Origin of the sequence: Chitinophaga vietnamensis, assembly GCF_902167635.1 — a bacterium.
Lineage (GTDB): Bacteria > Bacteroidota > Bacteroidia > Chitinophagales > Chitinophagaceae > Chitinophaga > Chitinophaga vietnamensis.
Map to the genome: position 1 here is coordinate 1 of NZ_CABHMS010000002.1, position 19,401 is coordinate 19,401.

Genomic DNA, 19,401 nt, shown 5'->3' on the forward strand with positions numbered 1-19,401 from the left:
ATTGATTTAATTGAAGCGGAGATAGCAACATTGTTCGTCTCCGCTTCAATTAAATCAATAAATCCGTAAATCAATAAATTCGAAAATCTTAAATAAATGGTTTGTCTCTTTTATTTTAATAGTGTTTTAAAATTTGAACAGTGTTCAATATATTTGCAGGATGAATAATAAAAAGGCCATACAGGAACAACGCGTAAGGGCTTACTTCATAGAAGCCACGAAAGACCTGCTAAAGAGTGAAGGCCTCAAAAGCGTGAGCGTACGCAATATCGCCGACCGCGCCGGCTACTCTTTTGCCACCCTGTATAATTATTTTAAGGATGCGAAAGACCTCGTATTTCTTTGTGTGGAAGACTTCTGCGAAGAATGCCGTCAACACGTAGCCGGCAGGAGAGGGAACACCGCGCCCGGCATCAAACGGCTGAAAGTAGCGATACTGGCGTATATGGAGTACTTTATCCAATACCCTGGCATCTTTGATCTTTTCTTCAATGAAAAATTATCGGAGATCGGTCATAGCAACGATACCGGCCAACTCGTCAGCTCCCTGCTCAATGAACTTTGTGCGGAAGACTGGGAAGCCTGTATCGACAAAGAAATATTCACCATCCGGGAAACCGGCGCCAGGAAAGCCGCCATATTATACGGCGTCACCGGCCTGCTGACCCTGTACCTCAACAGACGCCACCCCGGCAGCTATGAACAGTTCCAGAAACAAGCCATACACTTTATCGATCAACAGCTAAAACATTGACCCATGAGCGCAAAGAAAGAGCTGAAGCAGCAATACAAAGAAATGCAATTCAGAAAAGGGGTGTTTCAATTAAAGAACACCCGCAACAATAAAATATTCATCGGCAGCAGCATGGACCTCGACCGCGCCTGGAACTCGCTGCGCATGCAGCTGATGAATAACTCACACGCCAACGAAGCCCTGCAACACGACTGGAACACACAGCAGGGAGAAGGTTTCATCTATGAAATCATAGAAGTGCTCAAAGTCTCCGACGATCCGCAAACCGATCCCAAACAGGAGATCAAAACATTGGAAAAGCTGGTGATGATGGAGCTGGAACCCTATGGCGACAAAGGCTACCATCAACAACGGTAGAGGGATAATGATTATCTTTAGAGCTATTGATTGTGTATCGCTACCGGGCTATCGCTCCTACGGAGCTCGATTGATGCGATTGCATTGGTGCTACCGGGCTACCGCTCCTACGGAGCGGCATATTGGTAGATGCAACGTTGCTACCAATATGTCGCCCCGGTAGGGGCGATAGCTCGGTAGGGGCGGCACGCCATCAATCATTCAAATAACAAACATTCTTTCAACTATGGATTTCGGCGCCAACTGGCAACAATATAATCAACTATACCGCCCGCTGCCACCTGATGAATGGGTGACCGGCAAAACACTGCGTGGCACGCCCGCTGCGGATAGCCCGCTGAGAATAGGCACCTCCGGCTGGAGCAGAAAGGAATATAACGGTACCCTCTATACGAAAAATATCAAGGACGCCGGCCAGCTCACGGAATACAGCCGCCTCTTCAATTGCGTAGAGCTCAATGCTACGCATTACAAAATATACAGCCCGGAAGATATCCGTAAATGGGTGGAGAAAGTGAAAGGCCGCGATTTTTTGTTCTGCCCGAAAGTACCGCAGTCCATCAGCCATAACAGCACCCTGCTGAATGCCGGTGAAGAAACAGCTGCCTTCATTGACGGTATCCGTGCCTTCGGGCCGCAGCTGGGGCCTGTATTCCTGCAACTGAGCGAATACTTTTCGCCCCTGCGCAAAATGAACCTGTACAAATACCTTGAACAGCTGCCGGAAGATATCGACTTCTTCGTGGAAGTGCGTCACCCCGACTGGTTCTCGGAAACGGCTACACGCCGCGAGTTCTTTAACGTACTGCGCGAACTGAGTATAGGCGCCGTGCTCACAGATACGCCGGGGCGGCGCGATTGCCTCCACATGGGCCTCACCACGCCGCAACTGTTTTTAAGGTTCGTGACGCAAGGCGGCCATGAACTGGATTCCCTGCGCCTGCTGGATTGGCATGAACGTATCCTGACCTGGAAAGAACAAGGACTGGAAGATATCTACTTCTTCCTGCATGTGCATGACGGCAGGCATGAAGCTGCCTTTTACCGGGAAGTACAAACGCTCTTCGGCTTAAGCCAGCCACAACAACAGCAGATGACACTCTTCTAAAAGCAGCTAGCCTAGCGCCTTCCGGACATATTTGTTTTTGTATTCCACCGGCGTCATGCCAGTGATGCGGCGAAAAATATCGCGGAAGGTCTGGGTATCTGTATAACCCACCTGCTCCATCACTTCCTGTATCGATTTCCTGCCGATCTCCAATTGCTTTTTAGCGCCCTCTATCTTCACCCGTTGAATATATTCCGCCACCGTATGCCGCGTGGCTTTTTTGAAGCGCCGCTCAAAGGTGCGGCGGCTCATGTTGAAACGCCCCGCCAGCTCATCTACCGTGAGTTTGCTGCGGTGATGCTTTTCTATATATGCCTGCACTTCTTTGATCACCTCATCCGGATGGTCTTTTAATCCGTGGAATACGATGAAGGGAGATTGGATGTTTTTGTCGAGATCGATGACGAAGTATTTGGCGGCATAGATGGCAATCTCTCTGCCGGCGTACTTCTCCACGAGATGTAATAATAAATTCCAGTAAGCATTGCCGCCACCGCTGGAATAAAGCCCGTGCTGGTCGGTGATCATGCGTTCGTCTACCACATCAATGCCGGGGTAGAAATATTTCAGCTCGTTGGCATAGCTCCAATGCGTGGTGCATTGCTTGCCTTTCAGTACGCCGGAAAAGGCCAGCAGGAATACGCCGGAGCCAAGACTGGCAATCTCGGTGCCCTCTTTGTATTGCCCGGCGGCCCAAAGGCAGTATTCACGGTTCAGCATTACGGCGGTGGTCATATCGCCGGTGAGCGCGGGGATGATCACCAGGTCGGCGCCCTTCACTTCGTGCAGCCGCACATCCGGTTTGATGCGGAAAAGATGACCATTGTATCTGACCTCTTCGGAGATGCCTGCCAGCTGCACCTCAAATAAGGGCGCCTTGCCGCGCTCCGTCAGGAAGTGGTTCACCATCGTGAAAACCTGCTGGCAGTCGGCAATAGAGGCCACCGCCGCATTCCTTACTGTAAGTATGTAGATGCGGATCATAGCCCAAAAGTAAAATAAAACAATGACGCAAACACCCACCAAAGCTTGCCGTATTTGCCACACCGCGGCAAGGCTTTCTGTCTCTATCTTTGTATTATCAATAACAAAAATACACTACCATGCAGGCAATAACCACCTACTTCAATTTCATGGGCAATACCGAAGAAGCCATGAACTTCTACAAATCCGTATTCGGCGGAGAATTTACCACCTTCGCACGTTTCGGCGACAGTCCCGGCGGAGAGAACATGCAGCCGCATGAGCGCAACAAGATGATGAACGTTTCCCTCACTACCAAAAGCGGCGCGGTGCTCATGGCTACCGATTTCCTGGATTCTATGGAACAAAAACTAATCCCTGGCAATAACGTACACCTGGTGATACATGCTGATTCGGAAGAAGAGGTAGACGAATTGTTCAAACAATTATCTGAGGGCGGGAAAGTGGAGATGCCCGTCAATAAAACATTCTGGGGCGCTTACTTCGGTATGTGTGAAGACCGCTTCAGCATCAAATGGATGCTCACTTATACTTATCCTAAAAGTAACTAGGGAGTAAAGCCCCTGATGCGTTCAACGCGCATCAGGGGCTTGCTGCTATTGATATACTTTTACCCAGTCGATAATCATCTGCACCGGCAGGTGCGCAGGATTTACCTTCCCCACCCAGCTACCGCCCAGCTGTTCATCTATCAATAAAAAGAAGGGCTGGTCATACGGCCACTGTGAAGGATCTACATCTTTTACGCGCGGATAGGTAAATGTTTCTTTACCGTTTACACAAAAAACAATTTTGTCAGGATACCATTTGATGCCGAAAACGTTGAACGCTTTCGGGTCAATTTTCGCTGTGCTATAGTGCGGCGGATGTTCGGTTTGTTTAAGATCGAGCGTATAATAAGAATGCGTGGTTTGATACACGATGGAGTCGTAATTGAGATGTTCCATGATATCGATCTCGCCGTTCCTTGGATATTTGCCGTATTTGTTGGTTTCGGAGAGCATCCACATGGCGGGCCAGGCGCCCTGTGCGCATTCAAGCCTGGCGCGGATTTCTACCATGCCATACTGAAATGCGAATTTCCCTTTGGACCAGATGCCGGCGGTAAGGAAAGGCCGCGGATCTTTGGCGGTATCAGGATTGTTGATGCCGCGCAGGTATAACATCCCGTCGTGTAAAGCGTAACAGCGGCTGTCGCTGCTCATGTGCCGGTCCCAGTCGGAACGACCAGGCGGGATGAGCGACCATTTGCTGGTATCAAGTGCAGGCTTGCTGAAATCATCTTCCCAAACCAGCTTCCATGGCTTGTTTTCGCGGCCTTCCTCTTGCAGGTACAGGTGGCCGTTGCGATGGGTGATGTGTGTACTGTGACAGGCGCACAAGGTAGCCAGCAACAGTAAATAGTGCATTTTTATTTTCATTGTTCATCAGATTAGGAAGATCAGGCCCAGTCCCAGATCACAACATCCCAGGTGCTCAGCTCATCTTTGTAGGTATGGATGGTGCGGAAGCCCGTGCGTTGATGCGCGCGCAGGGAGCGGTGATTGTGCACCGATATCTCCGTTACCAGGAAGTCATATTGTTGGGCAAACAGGGTTCGGTGATGTTCATACAGCAATTGGAATACGCCCTTGCCGCGATAGTCCGGATGTACGCATACCTGTCCCATCACATAAAAATGATAATCATTCAGCGTTTTCCCCTCGTATTCGATCTGCTCCAGATGCGCCAGCATGGCCTGTAAGGGCGGATATACAGTGGCGCCTTCTTTGGTGAGCACGATGGCATAGCCGGCAACGGTATCGCCATCTTTTACGATCACACTGGGACTGATATGATGTAAGCGCTGCAAGGTGGCGGTGTCGTAAGACCACGTGAGGAAGCCATCCCTGGCTTTTTCCGTTGCGCTGAGCAGCGTGGTATTGTTGGATTTGGAAAGTGCTGCGATCTGTTGTAGTTCATCGTTGTTGGTAACAACTGTTGCGTAGATTCCTTGTTCCATGTTTTCCGTTTGATCTGGCGGGTAAGATATAAAAAAATCAGCGCTTATTCACCAGGCGGGCCATGGCTTTCATCAGGGTATGTTTTTCAGATGCAGACCCGGTGAGCGCAATTGCCTGCTGGTAATGCATGATAGCTTTGTTGGTATCGATGCTGGCGTAAAGATATCCTAACAGGGAGTGATAATAGTTCAGTGTATGTAGCTGCAAGGCGCTGGCTTCGCGGATGCCGGCTTCGGGGCCATATACTTTGGCATAGGCGAAGGTTCGGTTAAGGGCGGTCATGGGAGAGTAGGCGGCGATGACCAGCTGGTTATAGAGGCGCAGGATGTGTTCCCATTTGTGGGGATCGTCTGGAATGGTGTGCCAGTAAGCAATGCCGGCTTCGAGATGGTAGGGGGAGGCCTCGTCGCCGGAGCAGGCCTGCACGAAATAGTAGTGGCCTTTTTCTATCAGCTCGCGGCTCCAGCGGCTTTTGTCCTGCTCTTCAAACAGGATGGCGTTGCCGGCATCATCTTCCCGTGCATCGAGGCGGGAACTTTGATAGCACATCAAAGCCAGCAGGGCATTGGTTTGCGGGGTATTGGTGAGCGGGTGTTCGGTCAGCAGCAGGGTAAGCCGGATGGCTTCGGAGCATAGTTCCTTGCGGATCAGCTGGTTGCCGGTGCGGGAGGCGTAGCCTTCGTTGAACAGCAGGTACAGGGTGCGCAATACCGTATCCAGCCTGGATTGTATGGCATCCGTGCCAGGCTGCCTGATCTCGAAATTATCTTCCCGTAACTGTGCTCTTGCGCGTAGCAAACGTTTTTTGATGGTCTCTGTTTTGGAGAGGAAGGCGCTGGCGATGGCAGCTACGCTGAACCCGCAGAGGATTTGCAGGGCGAGGCATATCTGCGCTTCCCTGGAATTGGAAGGATTGCAAACGGCAAAGATCATCGCCAGCTGGCTGTCGGCAATAGTTTGCTGCGAGAAATCAAAATCAGTGGCGGCGCTGATCTCTTCTGCTGCTATCCCGCTCCTGATCTTCGTATCAAAGAGATGCTGCCGTTTGAGATAATCTTTCGTTTTATTTTTAGCGACGGTATACAACCAGGCCGCGGGCTTCTCTGGAATACCTTGCTCACGCCAGTTTTCGGCTGCCTTTAAAAATGTTTCGCTGGCAATATCTTCCGCTACGCTGATGTGCTGCAGCCCGAAATGCCGGCACAATACGGCCGTGATCCGGGTGTATTCAGACCGGAACAACTGTGGTATCAGATCGTCGGGGAGCGTATGCATCATCATCCGTGTTCACCGGGCCGCAGGATGGCCCGCACTTCTACAGATCCGCCGTATTTCAGGATGGGATTGGCTTTGGCCAGTTCCACCGCCTCTTCCAGGGTATGGGTTTTTACCACCACATAGCCGCTGATAAATTCCTTGATCTCGGTATAAGGCCCGTCGGTGACCACCGCGCCGGGCTTAACAGTCTTTGCCAGCGAAGACGACAGGCGGTTGCCCTGATCGGCCAGCTGCTGCTGCGCCACTATCTTGTCCAGCCATTCCATCCGCTCCTGCAATACCTCGGGAGAAGGCTGCTGGTGCGCATGGTCGCTGTTTCTGAAAATTAACATGAACTCTTGCATGATCGGAATTTATATTACTTAACGATCGATAAAACCCAAAGGGGACATTTACCAATATATCGCCCCGTAGGGGCGTCAGCGGTTGGTATGCGATATAGATACGTTCCGCCGGAAGTAAAGCCGCTAACATTGCATAACGAATATATACTTTTTAGCTCCCCAGATTAATAAGATTTTCCTGATTTAACGCGAGGACCAATTCGGTTCCAGCCCTTGAAGCGCTCGAAGCGCTTCAAGGGCTTCTTCGCTTAAATCCTCCTCGCTTAAATCCTTCTCGCTTAAATCCTCCTCGCTTAAATCATCTCCGCTTAAATCTCCCTGTAAAATCTTATTAATCCTATAAATCCGTTTAATCCTGGTCCATTTTCCGCTTAAAACCACATTAGAAAACACTGCAAACCACATTAGAATCCTCTAATACAGCTCCGCATATCGGCCATGCGCGCTAATTTTGAGCCGTCATGAAAATTCTGTTAATCGAAGACGAACCCAGAATTGTAGCATTTATCAGGAAGGGGTTAGAACAGCACGGCCATACGATCACCGCAGTGTACGACGGACAAGACGGCTGTCATGTAGCATTACATTATGATTTTGATCTGGTGATACTGGACCTTATGTTGCCCGGCCTTCCAGGGCTGGATGTTTGCAGTCAGATAAAGGCGAGCAAGAAGGAGCTGCCCGTGCTGATACTGTCAGCATTGGGCAGCATTGGTGATAAGGTAGAAGGTTTTCATCATGGTGCGGACGACTACCTGCTGAAGCCGTTTCATTTTGAGGAACTGCTGGCGCGCATCAATGCTTTGCTGCGCAGAACGCAGCTGGCGGCTACCGCCAAAACCTACCGGGTGGCCGATCTGCAAGTACATGTCGGTAATCGCTCCGTGACCCGCAACGGCAGAGAAATATTTCTGACAGTAAAAGAATTTGAGCTGCTGGAAGTATTGCTGGCCAACAAAGGCCGCGTGCTGTCGCGTGCTTTCCTCTCTGAACAGGTATGGCAGGTGGATTTCAACCGCCGCACCAATCTCGTAGATGTATATATTAATTATCTACGTGCAAAGATCGACAAAGGATATACGCCTGCCTTAATACATACTGTTACCGGGGTAGGGTATATGTTGAACGATCTCTACAACCCGCTGTAGCAGCGGTTTACAGGCTGACGTAAACTTCATTTATTTCTAACTATATTCTAACTGTTACACTGTCTTGCATTAATGCCCCTCTAATGACCCGCTTCTAATTTTGCCGCGTATCCAAATACATTCATCATGCGTTTCAAAACTACTTTCTTACTAGTATGCATTTGCGTGCTGTCCTTTGCCGCACGCGCACAGGAACGGCTGATCACCGGCGCCGTTACTGATTCTCTCACCCATGAACCGCTGATAGGCGTAACGGTGGCCGTTCCCGGCACAACTGCAGGTACTGTTACCAATGGCGAAGGCCATTACTCATTTCGTGTACCCGATAACGTTAGTAGCCTCCGTTTTTCGTTTATGGGTTATCAGGACCGCCTTGTTAGCGTTATCAATAATAACATGAAGGTGGAGTTATCGCCTGTATCCACTGCTCTGAGCGGCGTGGTGATCACCGGCTACACCCAGCAGAGCAAATCCCGTACAACCGGCGCTGTGAGCAGCATTCCGGCATCGGTGGCTACACAGGCGCCGGTAGGGTCTTTCGATGTAATGTTGCAGGGCCGTGCACCCGGACTGTATGTTGGGACTCCTACCGGTCAGCCGGGAGAGCCAGGACGGGTGTCCATCCGCGGCCTTGGTTCTATCAACGGCGATGTGAACCCCTTGTACGTGGTAGACGGCGTGCCCGTGGCCAACAATTCCTTTGCGGCCCTCAACCCGGAAGACTTTGAAACGATCCATGTGTTGAAAGATGCGGCATCTACCGCGCAATACGGCTCCCGCGCGGCGAATGGCGTGATCGTGATCACGACAAAGAAAGGCAAGGCATGGGAAGATGGAAAGACCCGCGTCAACTACCGCGGGCAATATGGCGTCTCCTCACTCAACAGCGCTAAATGGGATATGATGAATACTACGGAGCGCCTGCGTTTTGAAGAGATCATCAAAGATCCCAACCTGCCTGGATGGGCTTACTCAAAAAATAATCCTGACAAAATTGTGAATGGCATCGCCGTACCAAAAACAGCAGAAGATTTCGCATTTGGCGCGCGCTATCTTGATAGTCTCCGCGGCATCAATACCGACTGGCGCAAATACTTGCTGCGCCAGGGCCGCACGCAATCGCATTCGATCAATATGTCCGGCGGAAATGAGCATACCGTATTTTATTTGTCCGGCGCCTACTTTAACCAGGAAGGTATTGCCCTTAACTCGGGCCTGGAGCGTTACAGCTTGCGTGCAAACATCCAGCACCGCGCGGGAAGGTTTAAATCTACCCTCAACATCGGTATCTCTTCTGCGCAGGTGAAGTATATACAAGACGAAGGCGTGGCGCCGGCTGGCGGTGCTGCCACCGGTGGCGGCGGTATCACCGAGAAGAACCCGATTGCGGCGCTGTACTATGCGCTGCCGTATGAGTCGCCCTTCGGAAGGCCCGGCCCTGGCCGCTATGGCGCCAATGCCCTCGATGCGTATGCCAATACGCTTAAAAAAGATAACCAGCTGAAAGGGGTGATGTCTTTCAATGAGATGGTGCAACTCAATGATGCCTTTCAGCTCACAGGTACTGTGGGCATGGATTTCCAGCAGATCACCAGCACGAATTATATCAATCCCGATTCCTGGTATGGAAAATTAGTGACAAACGGCAACCAGGGCTCTTATGCCAAAGGGCTGGCTACCCGCCTTGGGCTGGTAGCTACCGGCGGTCTGCGTTACAACAAACGGTGGGGGCTACACGAAGTAGAAGCCAATTTGCTTGCGGAAGTGAACCGCCTGAAGGGCAGCGGCTTCGGATTCACCGGCTATGGCCTGATCGGCGAGCTGCCCAATACACCGGCAGGCATTACGCCCGGCACGGCCGATAATAATTTTATACCTAACGTCAACGGACAAACGACGCCCGACCGGATGTTGGTATCGCAGATCGCACTGGCCCGTTATTCTTATGGCGAGAAGTACACTTTTTCCGCCAACCTGCGCCGTGATGGCTCCTCGCAGGTACCTGCGCTCAACCGCTATAAATATTTCTACGCCTTTGGCGCTAACTGGAACGTGCTGGCAGAAGATTTCATGAAAGGCCGCCACACCTTTAGCACCCTGCGTTTACGCGGCAGCTATGGCCTCACCGGCAATGCCGGCGGCTTCACTACCGACTATGGTTTCCGCACGCTCTATGGTGCGGCAGACTATAACGGCGGCAAGGCGTTGGTACCGCAAACGCCCGGTAACCCTGCCTATAACTGGGAAATGAACCGCATCGCTGATGTGGGCCTCGAATTTGCTTTCTTCCACGATCGACTTCGCGGTGAAGTGGATCTCTACAACCGTGTTACAGAAGGCCTCTTCGTGAATCGTAATCTCTCGCTTACCACCGGCTTCCCGTCTATCGCCGCCAATGCCGGCAGGGTGCGCAACCGTGGCGTGGAGCTGACGCTCGAAGGTGATCTGATCCGCAAAAAAGATCTCACCTTCACCATGGGCCTCAACCTGGCATACAACAAAAATAAAGTCCTCAGTCTCGGTGGCGATCAACAGGTATTTACAGACGAAACCGCCATGAACATGGTAGGCCTGCCGCTGGGCAGCTTCCGTGCGGTACGCTGGAAAGGGGTAGACCCGCAAACCGGCGCGCCCATCTATCTCGATAAAAACGGTAAAGAAACAAATATCTATAATGCAGATGATGCCGTGCCATTGAAAGCCACTTACGATCCGCCACTGATCGGCGGTGTAACGTTCAGCATTAAATATAAACGTTTCGATGCGTCCATGCTGGTGAGCTTTATTCATGGCATGTCCCGTCTCAACTACCCCAATCTGTTTGCGCATTCCGGCAGCCCGGATTACCGCCAGTACAGCCAGTCGAAAGATATGCTGAACATCTGGCAGAAGCCGGGCGATATCAGCGAATATCCGGCCGCAAAGTATCCTACCTACTTTACATCAAGGGATGTGATGAGCGCAGATTATATCAAGCTGCGTAATATCACGCTGGGGTATAATATACCGGTACATAAATATGTGCGCAATGTGAAAGTGTTTGCATCCGGGCAAAACCTGCTCTCCATCATGAAATGGCGCGGCTTTGATCCGGAAGATGCAAACGATATCGCACAATATGAATATCCCATGCCGCGCATCATTACCGGCGGTCTTAATGTATCCTTCTAAACCATCAATTACAATTATATGAATAATACTTTGTTAAAGAGATGGCTGATCGCGCTCGTCATCCTGACTGCTTTCTCCTGTAATAAAATGCTTGATATAAAACCTGCCGACCAGGTAGATGGCGGAGATATTTTCAAATCCGTCACTACGTTGAACAAGGCCGTACTGGGCGTGTATGCCGACTGGCGCGAGGAATATGCCTTTCGCATCGGATCGGTGATGGCTGATGAATGCCGCATCGGGCCTGATAACGCCGGCGTAAACGGGTCGGCGCAGCATCTCTTCCGCTGGACTTTCTCCGGCGCTGATACCGAGATCAGTGATATGTGGAGCAATGCCTACCAGGTGATCAACCGCGCCAACCGCCTGCTGGAAGGCATCGACCAGGTGCCTGCCAACAGCAGCGACGATCAACAACAAAAGCAACAGCTGAAAGGCGAGCTGCTGGCTATCCGCGCCTTTGAGCATTTTGAGCTGTACCGCAGCTTTGCAGCCGCCGGTGTGTACCAGGCCGGCGCGCTCGCGGTACCATACGTGACCAACAGCCATATCGACAATAAACCTTCGCGCCCTGCCGCCGCCGATTTTTTCAAAGCCCTGCAAGATGATATCACTGCGGCCTTGCCACTGCTGAGCAACAACAACGATGTGATCAGAATGGGGCGGCAGGCCGCACTAGCCTTACAGGCAAGGGTGGCGCTGTATACCGGCAACTGGGCCATGGCAGCGGAAAGCGCGACTACGGTGATCGCCGCTGCGCCACTCGCCGGCAACGATGCCTTCCCCGCTATCTGGACGGATCAACGCAATGATGAAGTGATCTTCAAACTGAAACGCACCAACCAGAGCAGCTTCCGCCCGGGCGATGTATGGTACAATGCAGCGATGAATATCCTGTATTTCCAGCCCTCGTTAAAACTGTTGCAGTCGTATGATGCAATTAACGATGTCCGCTACAGCGCTTACTTCCGGGGAGATACCATCAGCAAGTACCAGGGCGCGCCGGGCGCAGTGAACCTCAATGATGTGAAAGTGTTCCGCACAGGAGAGCTGTACCTGATCCGCGCAGAGGCGATGGCGCGTCAGGGCAACCTCACAGCTGCCTTAGCTGATCTCAATACGCTGCGCGCCGCGCGTATCAAAGGCATTGAGCCGGTAGTAGCACACGATACGGAACAACTGCTGAAAGCTGTGATGGATGAACGTTTCAGGGAATTGCCTTTTGAAGGGCACCGTTATTTTGATCTGAAGCGATTGGGATGGCCGGTGGAGAGAGAGGACCAAACGGTACTGGCGCCCGGCAGCCAGTACTATTTCCTGCCGATCCCGCAGGCGGAGGTATTGGCGAATCCGAATATCAAGCCTAATAACCCCGGATGGTAGTAAGGGAATGTAGCCCTTGAAGCGCTTTGAGCGCTTCAAGGGCTTTATTATTTTTAAATAGACTCAATAGAATACTTTGTTGTTTTCTCCTTGCTGTTATACTCTGATACCAGCACGTGGCCTTCTTTCGCAGGGAAGATAAGCGTGCTCACATTGCCATCTTTACGCGGAATGGAACGCACGATCTTTTTCTGGTCTACACTGTAGAAAGTGATGTTCTTTGCTTCCGTGATCACCAGGTAAGTGGATTTGGTTTCGGGAGCAGTAACGGTATAATATGATTTGTTATCCCGCATCAGGCTGGAATAGGGCGCAGGCACGCCGCGGCCATGCGCCACGGGGATGCTGGTTTCCAGCGACAGCTCACCTTTAGGAGTTTGTTTTAATAACAGCGCATCGCGCATGGCAAACTTGCGCGTACCGAAATAGCCCAGCAGGTAGGGCGGTACGATGATCGTGGGGATAGTAGCTACTTCGGCGATCACCATGCCGGTATTCATCGAGCGTTTGAGGGCGGAACCGGTGAAATAGGTATTGCCTTGGTAATCCCTGAAAGCAGGGCCCGCCATCAGGAAGGATTTGTTGGCTTTTAACCTTCCTTTGGAATTGGCCAGTGGCGACTCGCCTGTATTCCAATAGTTAAATACCGGTTTGATACTGTTCTTTTCATGGCTGCCCAGGTTTATGCTGTACATGCCAAGATACGCGCCCCTGGCGATGAGCCGCGGAGTAGGATATTTATGGCCCTTGCGGTTGTTGATGATCTGTCCGGAAAGGAATGGCTTGCCGGTTGCCGGATCATTCTCGAAAGAGAGCACATTCAGCTGGTTGCCTTTTTTATCTTTCAGATAGTATTTCGGAATATTCGTACTGTCGTCGAGGTTATAGCCCAGCACGCAGTAGCCGCCTTGTTTGATGCGGTCTTCTTTTTTGATCAGGAAGTAAACATCATGACCGGAAACGAGCATGTGGTAATCGCCATCGCCTTCCACGATGCGCTTCTGCCAGGTTTGTTTGCCGGTGGTATCATATACCAGCAAGGTTTTGCCGCGGTCGTCGCCATAGAAGCAGGCGAAACCTTTGCCGCTGATATTATCTACGCGCAGCGGCGCTTTCAGTCCGCCATTGCCGATGGTCATCTGTCCTTTCCTGTATTCATCTGCCACGTCTACACTCACCTTGAAAGTGTTGGAACGGATGATCTTTCCGCTGAGATTGATGAACTGTGTGAGTATCGCGATATATCCTTTTGATACTGCCGCTTTGATCTCTCTGCGGCCTTTGGTGGCATGCCCCAGCAGGTTGCTCTTCATATAGGAGAGGCAGAGCACTTCCTGTTCAAAGGCTACGGAACGCAGGTCCAGCTTCAGTTCTGTGAAGTTGACCACGCCGATGTCGTTGAGGTTCTCATCCATGATGGTGATCTTGTAGTGGAACGAATCTTCGTTGGCCCGTTCCAGTTCGGTGAATACAAGATAGCCGATCAGGGTACCATCTTGCGTGATGGCTTTCATGGAGGAAGAGATGCCTTCGCTCACTTCCTTGAATACTTTGGTCTGGGACCGGCCTTGCATGAAAAGCAGGAGCAGGGCGCATGCGGTCAGTACATGTTTCATGTGTAGATTTTATAGGGATAATTGTATAAGGGGATTATTTTTTATCGAATTGCGCGGCATATTCACAATACATATTGGTATTATTGGCAGTGATGAATGATTTGGCGGCGCTTCTCCGGTCGCTGCCGGGGGTGTTGATGAGCGTATGCAGAAAGGATTTGAAAGCTTTTTCCTGTCCGGCTACATTGCCCCAGAAGGCCAGCTGCTGCGTGGTTTTGTAGTATTCTTCCAGTTTTTCGCGCGGCATCTGCTCAAACATGGTTTGCAGCTCGTAATAATTTTTGGAGATGTATTCTTTCGGCTTCACCGAAATGGCGTTGAAGCGGTTAAGTTCTTTGTCGGCGAAGTAAAGTCCGGCGATCACGTTGTGGAACATGAAATCGTACCATACATCGCTATTGCCTTTGTCTTTTTCCAGCAGGATGCGGTACATGGCGGCGGTCATATAACCATTGCAGTAGATGTTCCAGATCAGCATCTTCATCGCTTTCTGCTGTAAGGCAGCAGGGATGGGCGTGAAAGAAGATGCGGCAGATTGAAATGCCTTGTTCTGGTTATAGCGTTCCTGGCAATCGGGATGCGTTTTCAGGGAATCTTCCAGGGTAGTGGAGGCGACGAAATTATAGTTTCGGGCAGAAAGCCCTTTGGTGCGTTTAGTCATCCAGGCATCTTCTGTTTTGAGTTGATAGGCCGCAAAGTATTCGCTGATGTTCTTTTTCAGCGGCTGGCGGTACTGGATATCGGCACTGTCGAGCCGCAGGAAAAATGCCGCATCGATATTCATATGGCTGTTGCGCAGCAGTACGATGGCCAGTGAGTCGGCATCACTCTCATGATAGCGCTGGTGGCGGCTTCTATCGAAGGAGTACCCTTCAAAAACTTTTTTAAGGCGGGTGAGCCGTTCGTATTTGGAATCCATCACCGCATTGATAGACTGTTTATATTCATCGGAAGTGAGCCATTCTGCTTTCTTCTTCATGCCATTCTCCGGGTGCTGCATGATGTTGTGCGCCAGTTCGTGCGCGAGTACCAGCGCCAGCTCTTCACGCGTTTTAACAAAGGCCATCAGTCCTATGTTGACGGCGATCATGCCATTGCCGCTGGCATAGGCATTTACGGAGGAGTTTCTGTCGATCATCAGGAAAGGCTTCTTCGGCAGGAGCTGGCTGTTGCCCCTGGCGATCTGGCTGATCACGCCATCCAGGTAATTATAAATCTCCCGCTCATAAACATATCCATCTTCTTCTATCGCATTTACAATAAAATCGGTACGGTTATCCCATATCTCGCGATATTTTTTCTGGGTCTCTTTCTCTTTATATATACTGGGACAGGTCCATGCTTTTTTCAGGGAATCCTTTTGCCGGGCATAACGGGTGTGGGAGAGGTCCTGGTAATCATACAAACTGCCTGGTTGCTGGGCATAGGCGATGGCACTCACAAACAGCATAGAGGCTGCTGACAACAATTTGAAAATAGACATAGTATAGGCTAGGTATAGGCTTTGGGCGTCAAAGATAGCCGTTTTAGTTAAAATTTTTATAATGATACATAACATGGAAACTTTTTTCATCTCATTTTTTAAACTTCTATTTTCTGTCTGCGTCTACCTATACATTACTTATTTTATTAATTAAAAACTGAACGCACACATGAAAGCACTTCTCATCTTATTGCCATTCGCAGTTCTTGCAACCACCGCTGCACAGGCCCAGAACGCCCATCGTTTAATGCATGATGCACATGATATCAGGCACGATCGTCATGATATACACCAGGACAGAAAAGAGATCAACGCAGACAAGAAAGATATTTCGAAAGACAGGAAAGACCTCAGCAAAGACCGCAAAGATGCCGCGCATGACAGGAACGATATCAACAAGGACAACAGGGATATCGCGCACGACAAAGCCGAGATCAAAAATGAGCGTGCAGAACAAAATGCTGATGTGAAGAAAGGCGATTACAAAGATGCCTGGAAAGAACAGAAAGAGATCAACGCTGAAAGCCGCGACCTGAGCAAGGATCGTAAAGATCGTAACGGCGATGTAAGAGACCTGAACAAAGATCGTAAAGACATCAATGGCGACAAACATGATCTGAACAAAGACAAACGCCAGCTGAACAACGAGCGCAAAGACCTGCAACACGACAAAAAAGATCTGAACAAAGACAAACAACAAATTTGAGGATTTTTTGATTTACGGATTTCTTGATTTGTGGAAACGGCAATACCTGAAAATTTATGGTATTGCCGTTTCCACAAATCAAGAAATCCGTAAATCAAAAAATCCGTAAATCAATAAATCCCTAAATTTTCAACTCCCTACCAGGCGCGTTAGCTTAAACAGAAAGCCGAAAGGCAAACCGGCGGGCACTACTGTTCTGGCTCTATTGATGGCAGGATTATCGGAAGTGACAGCCGTTCTGTAAGAGACCACCCTGAAACGATCGCCGGTATTGAGCCGTACCACGCCGTTCAATGAGATGCCATTTGCCATACCAGAGGCATTGTTGTTGGTAAGATAATATTGATAGGCATTAGAGGCCACTACGCTCCAACTGCTTGCCTGGGTGGCGTCTGCGGCGGCAGGGCATCTGATGATAACGGATATCACCCCCACGCCTCCTGTTTGTGTGGCGCCGGTGAATGCGTTGAATGAAATACCCAATGCAAAGAAACAATACACGTTAAAAAGCCCTCCTTGTCCTACCGTAATAGTACCGGTAGTATTATCCAGTGTCGCATTGATGGAATTAAACATTATGTTAGGGTTGTTGTTGCCCCAGTTGCAAGCATTGTTAAATGTATTGGAGAGGGTTTGGTTGCTGCTGAAATTGGTGGAGATATCATTAATAACAGAATTGGTTGCCACGGTAGAAGTGAATACCAGTCCATCTCCCCGGGTGATCAATGTACGGAGGCTGTCTCTCACCGGCGTTTTACCGATGGCGGTGGCCAGCGAGTCTTTGATCAACTTCACGATGCCGGCGGTGAGTATAACAGAGTCTTGCCATACAGGGGGGATATTGCTGCTGCGGGAAGTTAATATTTGTCCGCTATTACCGGCGACGCCGCCGGGCATCAGGGCTTGCGACAATTGAGTATTGCCGCTGATATGCAATTTTTGTAATGGAGTACTGGTACCGATGCCGGTGTTGCTGTTATTGCTGGCCAGCAAAGCTGTATCCCCGCTACGTTTGCGCACCATGAAATTGCCGTTGCCATTGGTTTCCCATTCGCTGTTAAAATTATTCAGGGTATCGATGGTTTTGCGGTTTAATTGTCCGCCAAGCACGGCCACCGTATCTTTTAAAGTAAGGCCGTTGTTGATACCACTTACCACCTGGCGATTATTGCTGCCACAAAGATAGGCCCATGCGCTGCGGTCGGAGCGGGTAGTGTCCAGGTACTGCGCAATGCATGCGCTGTCGGTATTGAACACGGCAAGGCCGTAGATGGCGCCTTTGCGGGGACTATTCATAGAGATGGCTTCCATCTGTGTGGTGCTCACCCGCGGCATCAGGAATCCCTGGGTGCTGGAACTGAGTTCCAGTACGGCTTTGGGGTTGATCACGGTTTTATCGCCGCCCAGTTTCACTTGTGAATAGGCGGCTAACGGTAACAGGTATACGAAGAAAAGTAAAAATGTTCTCATGCCATCTCTATTAACGGATACCTACAACTTTGGTTAATTTAAACAGAAAGCTCATCGGGATATCGCCGGGATCAGCAAGATTGGCGGATGATATTGAAGGCGAGGTAGTACTGGTAGTACCTCTGTAGCAGAGCACCCGCAGTTTGTCGCCGCTGCCCAGCTGGGCCAGGCTGCTGCAGAACATACTGGAAGAAACCGTGTTGGACAGCACATAGGGCTGACGGTTGCCGGCTATCACGCTCCAGTTGGCAGATGATGTAGCATCTGCGCCGGCCGGGCATCTTATCACAACCGTATTCACTCCAATCCCGCCGGTTTCTGTTGCGCTGGTATTCGCGGTGAAAGCAATTCTCAGGTTAACCAGCGCATACAGCTCATACAAGCCGGCATTACCGATAGTGATAGTGCCGTCGGAATTGGAAAGCGTTGCCGACAGGGTATTGAGCACGATCGTAGGACTGTTGCCCCACTGACAGGCATTATTGAATACGTCAGTGAAAGAGAAGTTGTTGTTGAAATTATTGAGGAGATCCTGTGTAAGCCCTTTGGCAGTGAAGTAGAAGCCGTCGCCCTGGTTGAGCATGGAGCTGAGGGAATCTTTTACGGGAGATTGTCCCATTGCTTTGGCGAGGGAGTCCAGTGCGGGTCTTTTGTTGATCACATCTGCGAGGAACTGGGTGGAATCTTTCCATACCGGCGCGGCGCCTGCGCCTCTGGAGATCAGTACCTGCCCGCTTTTCCCGGGATCGCCTGCCGGCATCAACGCCTGCGAGAATTGTATGTTGCCGGCTACATCGATACGTTGTGCCGGCGAGCCAACACCAAAGCCGGTATTACCACTGTTGCTGATGAACAGGGTAGTATCGCCTTTGTTGGCAGTTCTTTTTCTCACCATAAAATTACCGCTGCCATTGGTTTCCCATTCCATGTTAAAACCATTGAGGGTATCGATGGTTTTACGGTCGAGCGATCCGCCGAGCACCACATTGCTGACATCCATCTGCAGGCCGTTACGGGCGCCGCGCACAATGATTTTGTTATTGCTGCCACAGAGGTAGCGCCAACCCCTGGTATCTGTATAGTTAGTATCTACATACTGGGCAATACAGGCGCTGTCTGTATTATAAACCATCAGGCCATAGATAGGATGCCTGCTGGTGGCGGTACTGCCAAAGTTGGAAATCGTCTGCATCTGGGCGGTGTTCAATCTTGGCATGAGGAAGCCCTTGTCTTTACTCTCCAGTTCCAGCAAAGCCTGTGTGGTGAGTGTTTTGAGGTTATCGCCCATTTTTACTTGTGCCCTGATAGAAAAGCCCGACAATACGATTATAAACAGCATAGGAATACCCCGCCTCAAAGCATTCTGCTGTGATGCCATTATTGTTTTCATTACCGGTAAATAGATCTAAGAAATTAAAGTACCACTTGACATTAAGTCGACCGGAGCAGCAAAAAGGGTGAACGAGTTTACTCAGGATTATAATGATTGAAAGGATTACCAGGATTTTTTTTTTGATTATAAGGATTAAAGGATTGGTGAAGGATTACGAAGAATAAAATAACATCTCCTCCGTAATCTTCGCCAATCCTTTAATC

At 50.2% G+C, this 19,401-nt stretch carries 17 protein-coding genes; 8 read left to right on the top strand and 9 right to left on the bottom strand.

Annotation, left to right across the window (positions count from 1 at the left end; all coding sequences use genetic code 11):
* Nucleotides 1-160 precede the first annotated feature (160 nt).
* The 3 genes from FPG75_RS04530 (at nt 161) to FPG75_RS04540 (ending at nt 2,219) form a co-directional block, all read left to right on the top strand.
* Nucleotides 161-754 carry a TetR/AcrR family transcriptional regulator gene (locus FPG75_RS04530; protein ID WP_143305395.1) on the top strand — a complete coding sequence of 198 codons (594 nt, stop codon included), beginning with the start codon at nt 161-163 and terminating at the stop codon, nt 752-754.
* Nucleotides 755-757: 3 nt separating this feature from the next.
* The gene (locus FPG75_RS04535; protein ID WP_143305396.1) at nt 758-1,111 is read left to right on the top strand and encodes a GIY-YIG nuclease family protein; all 354 of its coding nucleotides are present in this window, start codon (nt 758-760) and stop codon (nt 1,109-1,111) included.
* 226 nt (nt 1,112-1,337) lie between these two features.
* Nucleotides 1,338-2,219: a DUF72 domain-containing protein gene (locus FPG75_RS04540; protein WP_143305397.1), complete on the top strand. Its 882-nt coding sequence runs from the start codon at nt 1,338-1,340 to the stop codon at nt 2,217-2,219.
* Nucleotides 2,220-2,225: 6 nt separating this feature from the next.
* On the opposite strand, the gene FPG75_RS04545 is transcribed toward FPG75_RS04540, so the two are convergent.
* Nucleotides 2,226-3,203 (bottom strand): GlxA family transcriptional regulator, encoded by a 978-nt coding sequence (locus FPG75_RS04545; RefSeq protein ID WP_143305398.1) that lies wholly within the window; start codon nt 3,201-3,203, stop codon nt 2,226-2,228.
* A 119-nt stretch (nt 3,204-3,322) separates the two neighbouring features.
* Between FPG75_RS04545 and FPG75_RS04550 the strand changes: the two genes are divergently transcribed.
* Nucleotides 3,323-3,754, top strand: coding sequence for a VOC family protein (locus FPG75_RS04550; protein WP_143305399.1), 432 nt, complete (start codon nt 3,323-3,325; stop codon nt 3,752-3,754).
* Between the two features lie 45 nt (nt 3,755-3,799).
* Here FPG75_RS04550 and FPG75_RS04555 read toward each other — a convergent pair whose 3' ends face one another.
* The 4 genes from FPG75_RS04555 to FPG75_RS04570 are packed head-to-tail and all read right to left on the bottom strand — an operon-like array spanning nt 3,800 to nt 6,828.
* Entirely contained in the window at nt 3,800-4,624 is an 825-nt protein-coding gene (locus FPG75_RS04555) for a glycoside hydrolase family 16 protein (protein WP_143305400.1), read from the bottom strand.
* A 20-nt stretch (nt 4,625-4,644) separates the two neighbouring features.
* Nucleotides 4,645-5,205, bottom strand: a complete 561-nt coding sequence (locus FPG75_RS04560; RefSeq protein ID WP_143305401.1) for a GNAT family N-acetyltransferase — start codon at nt 5,203-5,205, stop codon at nt 4,645-4,647.
* Between the two features lie 37 nt (nt 5,206-5,242).
* Nucleotides 5,243-6,484: an RNA polymerase sigma factor gene (locus FPG75_RS04565; RefSeq protein WP_143305402.1), complete on the bottom strand. Its 1,242-nt coding sequence runs from the start codon at nt 6,482-6,484 to the stop codon at nt 5,243-5,245.
* Complete coding sequence (locus FPG75_RS04570) at nt 6,484-6,828, bottom strand: YciI family protein (protein WP_143305403.1); 345 nt, start codon at nt 6,826-6,828, stop codon at nt 6,484-6,486. The genes FPG75_RS04565 and FPG75_RS04570 overlap by 1 nt, the downstream gene beginning before the upstream one ends.
* A gap of 461 nt (nt 6,829-7,289) precedes the next feature.
* Here FPG75_RS04570 and FPG75_RS04575 point away from each other — a divergent pair, with 461 nt between their 5' ends.
* From FPG75_RS04575 to FPG75_RS04585, 3 genes are all read left to right on the top strand, one after another.
* Complete coding sequence (locus FPG75_RS04575) at nt 7,290-7,976, top strand: response regulator transcription factor (protein ID WP_143305404.1); 687 nt, start codon at nt 7,290-7,292, stop codon at nt 7,974-7,976.
* Nucleotides 7,977-8,102: 126 nt separating this feature from the next.
* Nucleotides 8,103-11,147 carry a SusC/RagA family TonB-linked outer membrane protein gene (locus FPG75_RS04580; protein WP_143305405.1) on the top strand — a complete coding sequence of 1,015 codons (3,045 nt, stop codon included), beginning with the start codon at nt 8,103-8,105 and terminating at the stop codon, nt 11,145-11,147.
* Between the two features lie 18 nt (nt 11,148-11,165).
* Nucleotides 11,166-12,530, top strand: a complete 1,365-nt coding sequence (locus FPG75_RS04585; RefSeq protein ID WP_143305406.1) for a RagB/SusD family nutrient uptake outer membrane protein — start codon at nt 11,166-11,168, stop codon at nt 12,528-12,530.
* Nucleotides 12,531-12,583: 53 nt separating this feature from the next.
* Here the strand turns inward: FPG75_RS04585 and FPG75_RS04590 are convergent, their stop codons facing one another.
* Both FPG75_RS04590 and FPG75_RS04595 read right to left on the bottom strand, forming a co-directional pair.
* Nucleotides 12,584-14,146: a DUF6770 family protein gene (locus tag FPG75_RS04590; protein WP_143305407.1), complete on the bottom strand. Its 1,563-nt coding sequence runs from the start codon at nt 14,144-14,146 to the stop codon at nt 12,584-12,586.
* A gap of 34 nt (nt 14,147-14,180) precedes the next feature.
* The gene (locus FPG75_RS04595; RefSeq protein WP_143305408.1) at nt 14,181-15,629 is read right to left on the bottom strand and encodes a M48 family metalloprotease; all 1,449 of its coding nucleotides are present in this window, start codon (nt 15,627-15,629) and stop codon (nt 14,181-14,183) included.
* A 169-nt stretch (nt 15,630-15,798) separates the two neighbouring features.
* Between FPG75_RS04595 and FPG75_RS04600 the strand changes: the two genes are divergently transcribed.
* Nucleotides 15,799-16,335, top strand: a complete 537-nt coding sequence (locus tag FPG75_RS04600) for a hypothetical protein (protein ID WP_143305409.1) — start codon at nt 15,799-15,801, stop codon at nt 16,333-16,335.
* A 129-nt stretch (nt 16,336-16,464) separates the two neighbouring features.
* On the opposite strand, the gene FPG75_RS04605 is transcribed toward FPG75_RS04600, so the two are convergent.
* The gene (locus tag FPG75_RS04605) at nt 16,465-17,805 is read right to left on the bottom strand and encodes a hypothetical protein (protein WP_143305410.1); all 1,341 of its coding nucleotides are present in this window, start codon (nt 17,803-17,805) and stop codon (nt 16,465-16,467) included.
* A 10-nt stretch (nt 17,806-17,815) separates the two neighbouring features.
* The gene (locus FPG75_RS04610; protein WP_143305411.1) at nt 17,816-19,144 is read right to left on the bottom strand and encodes a hypothetical protein; all 1,329 of its coding nucleotides are present in this window, start codon (nt 19,142-19,144) and stop codon (nt 17,816-17,818) included.
* Nucleotides 19,145-19,401 lie beyond the last annotated feature (257 nt).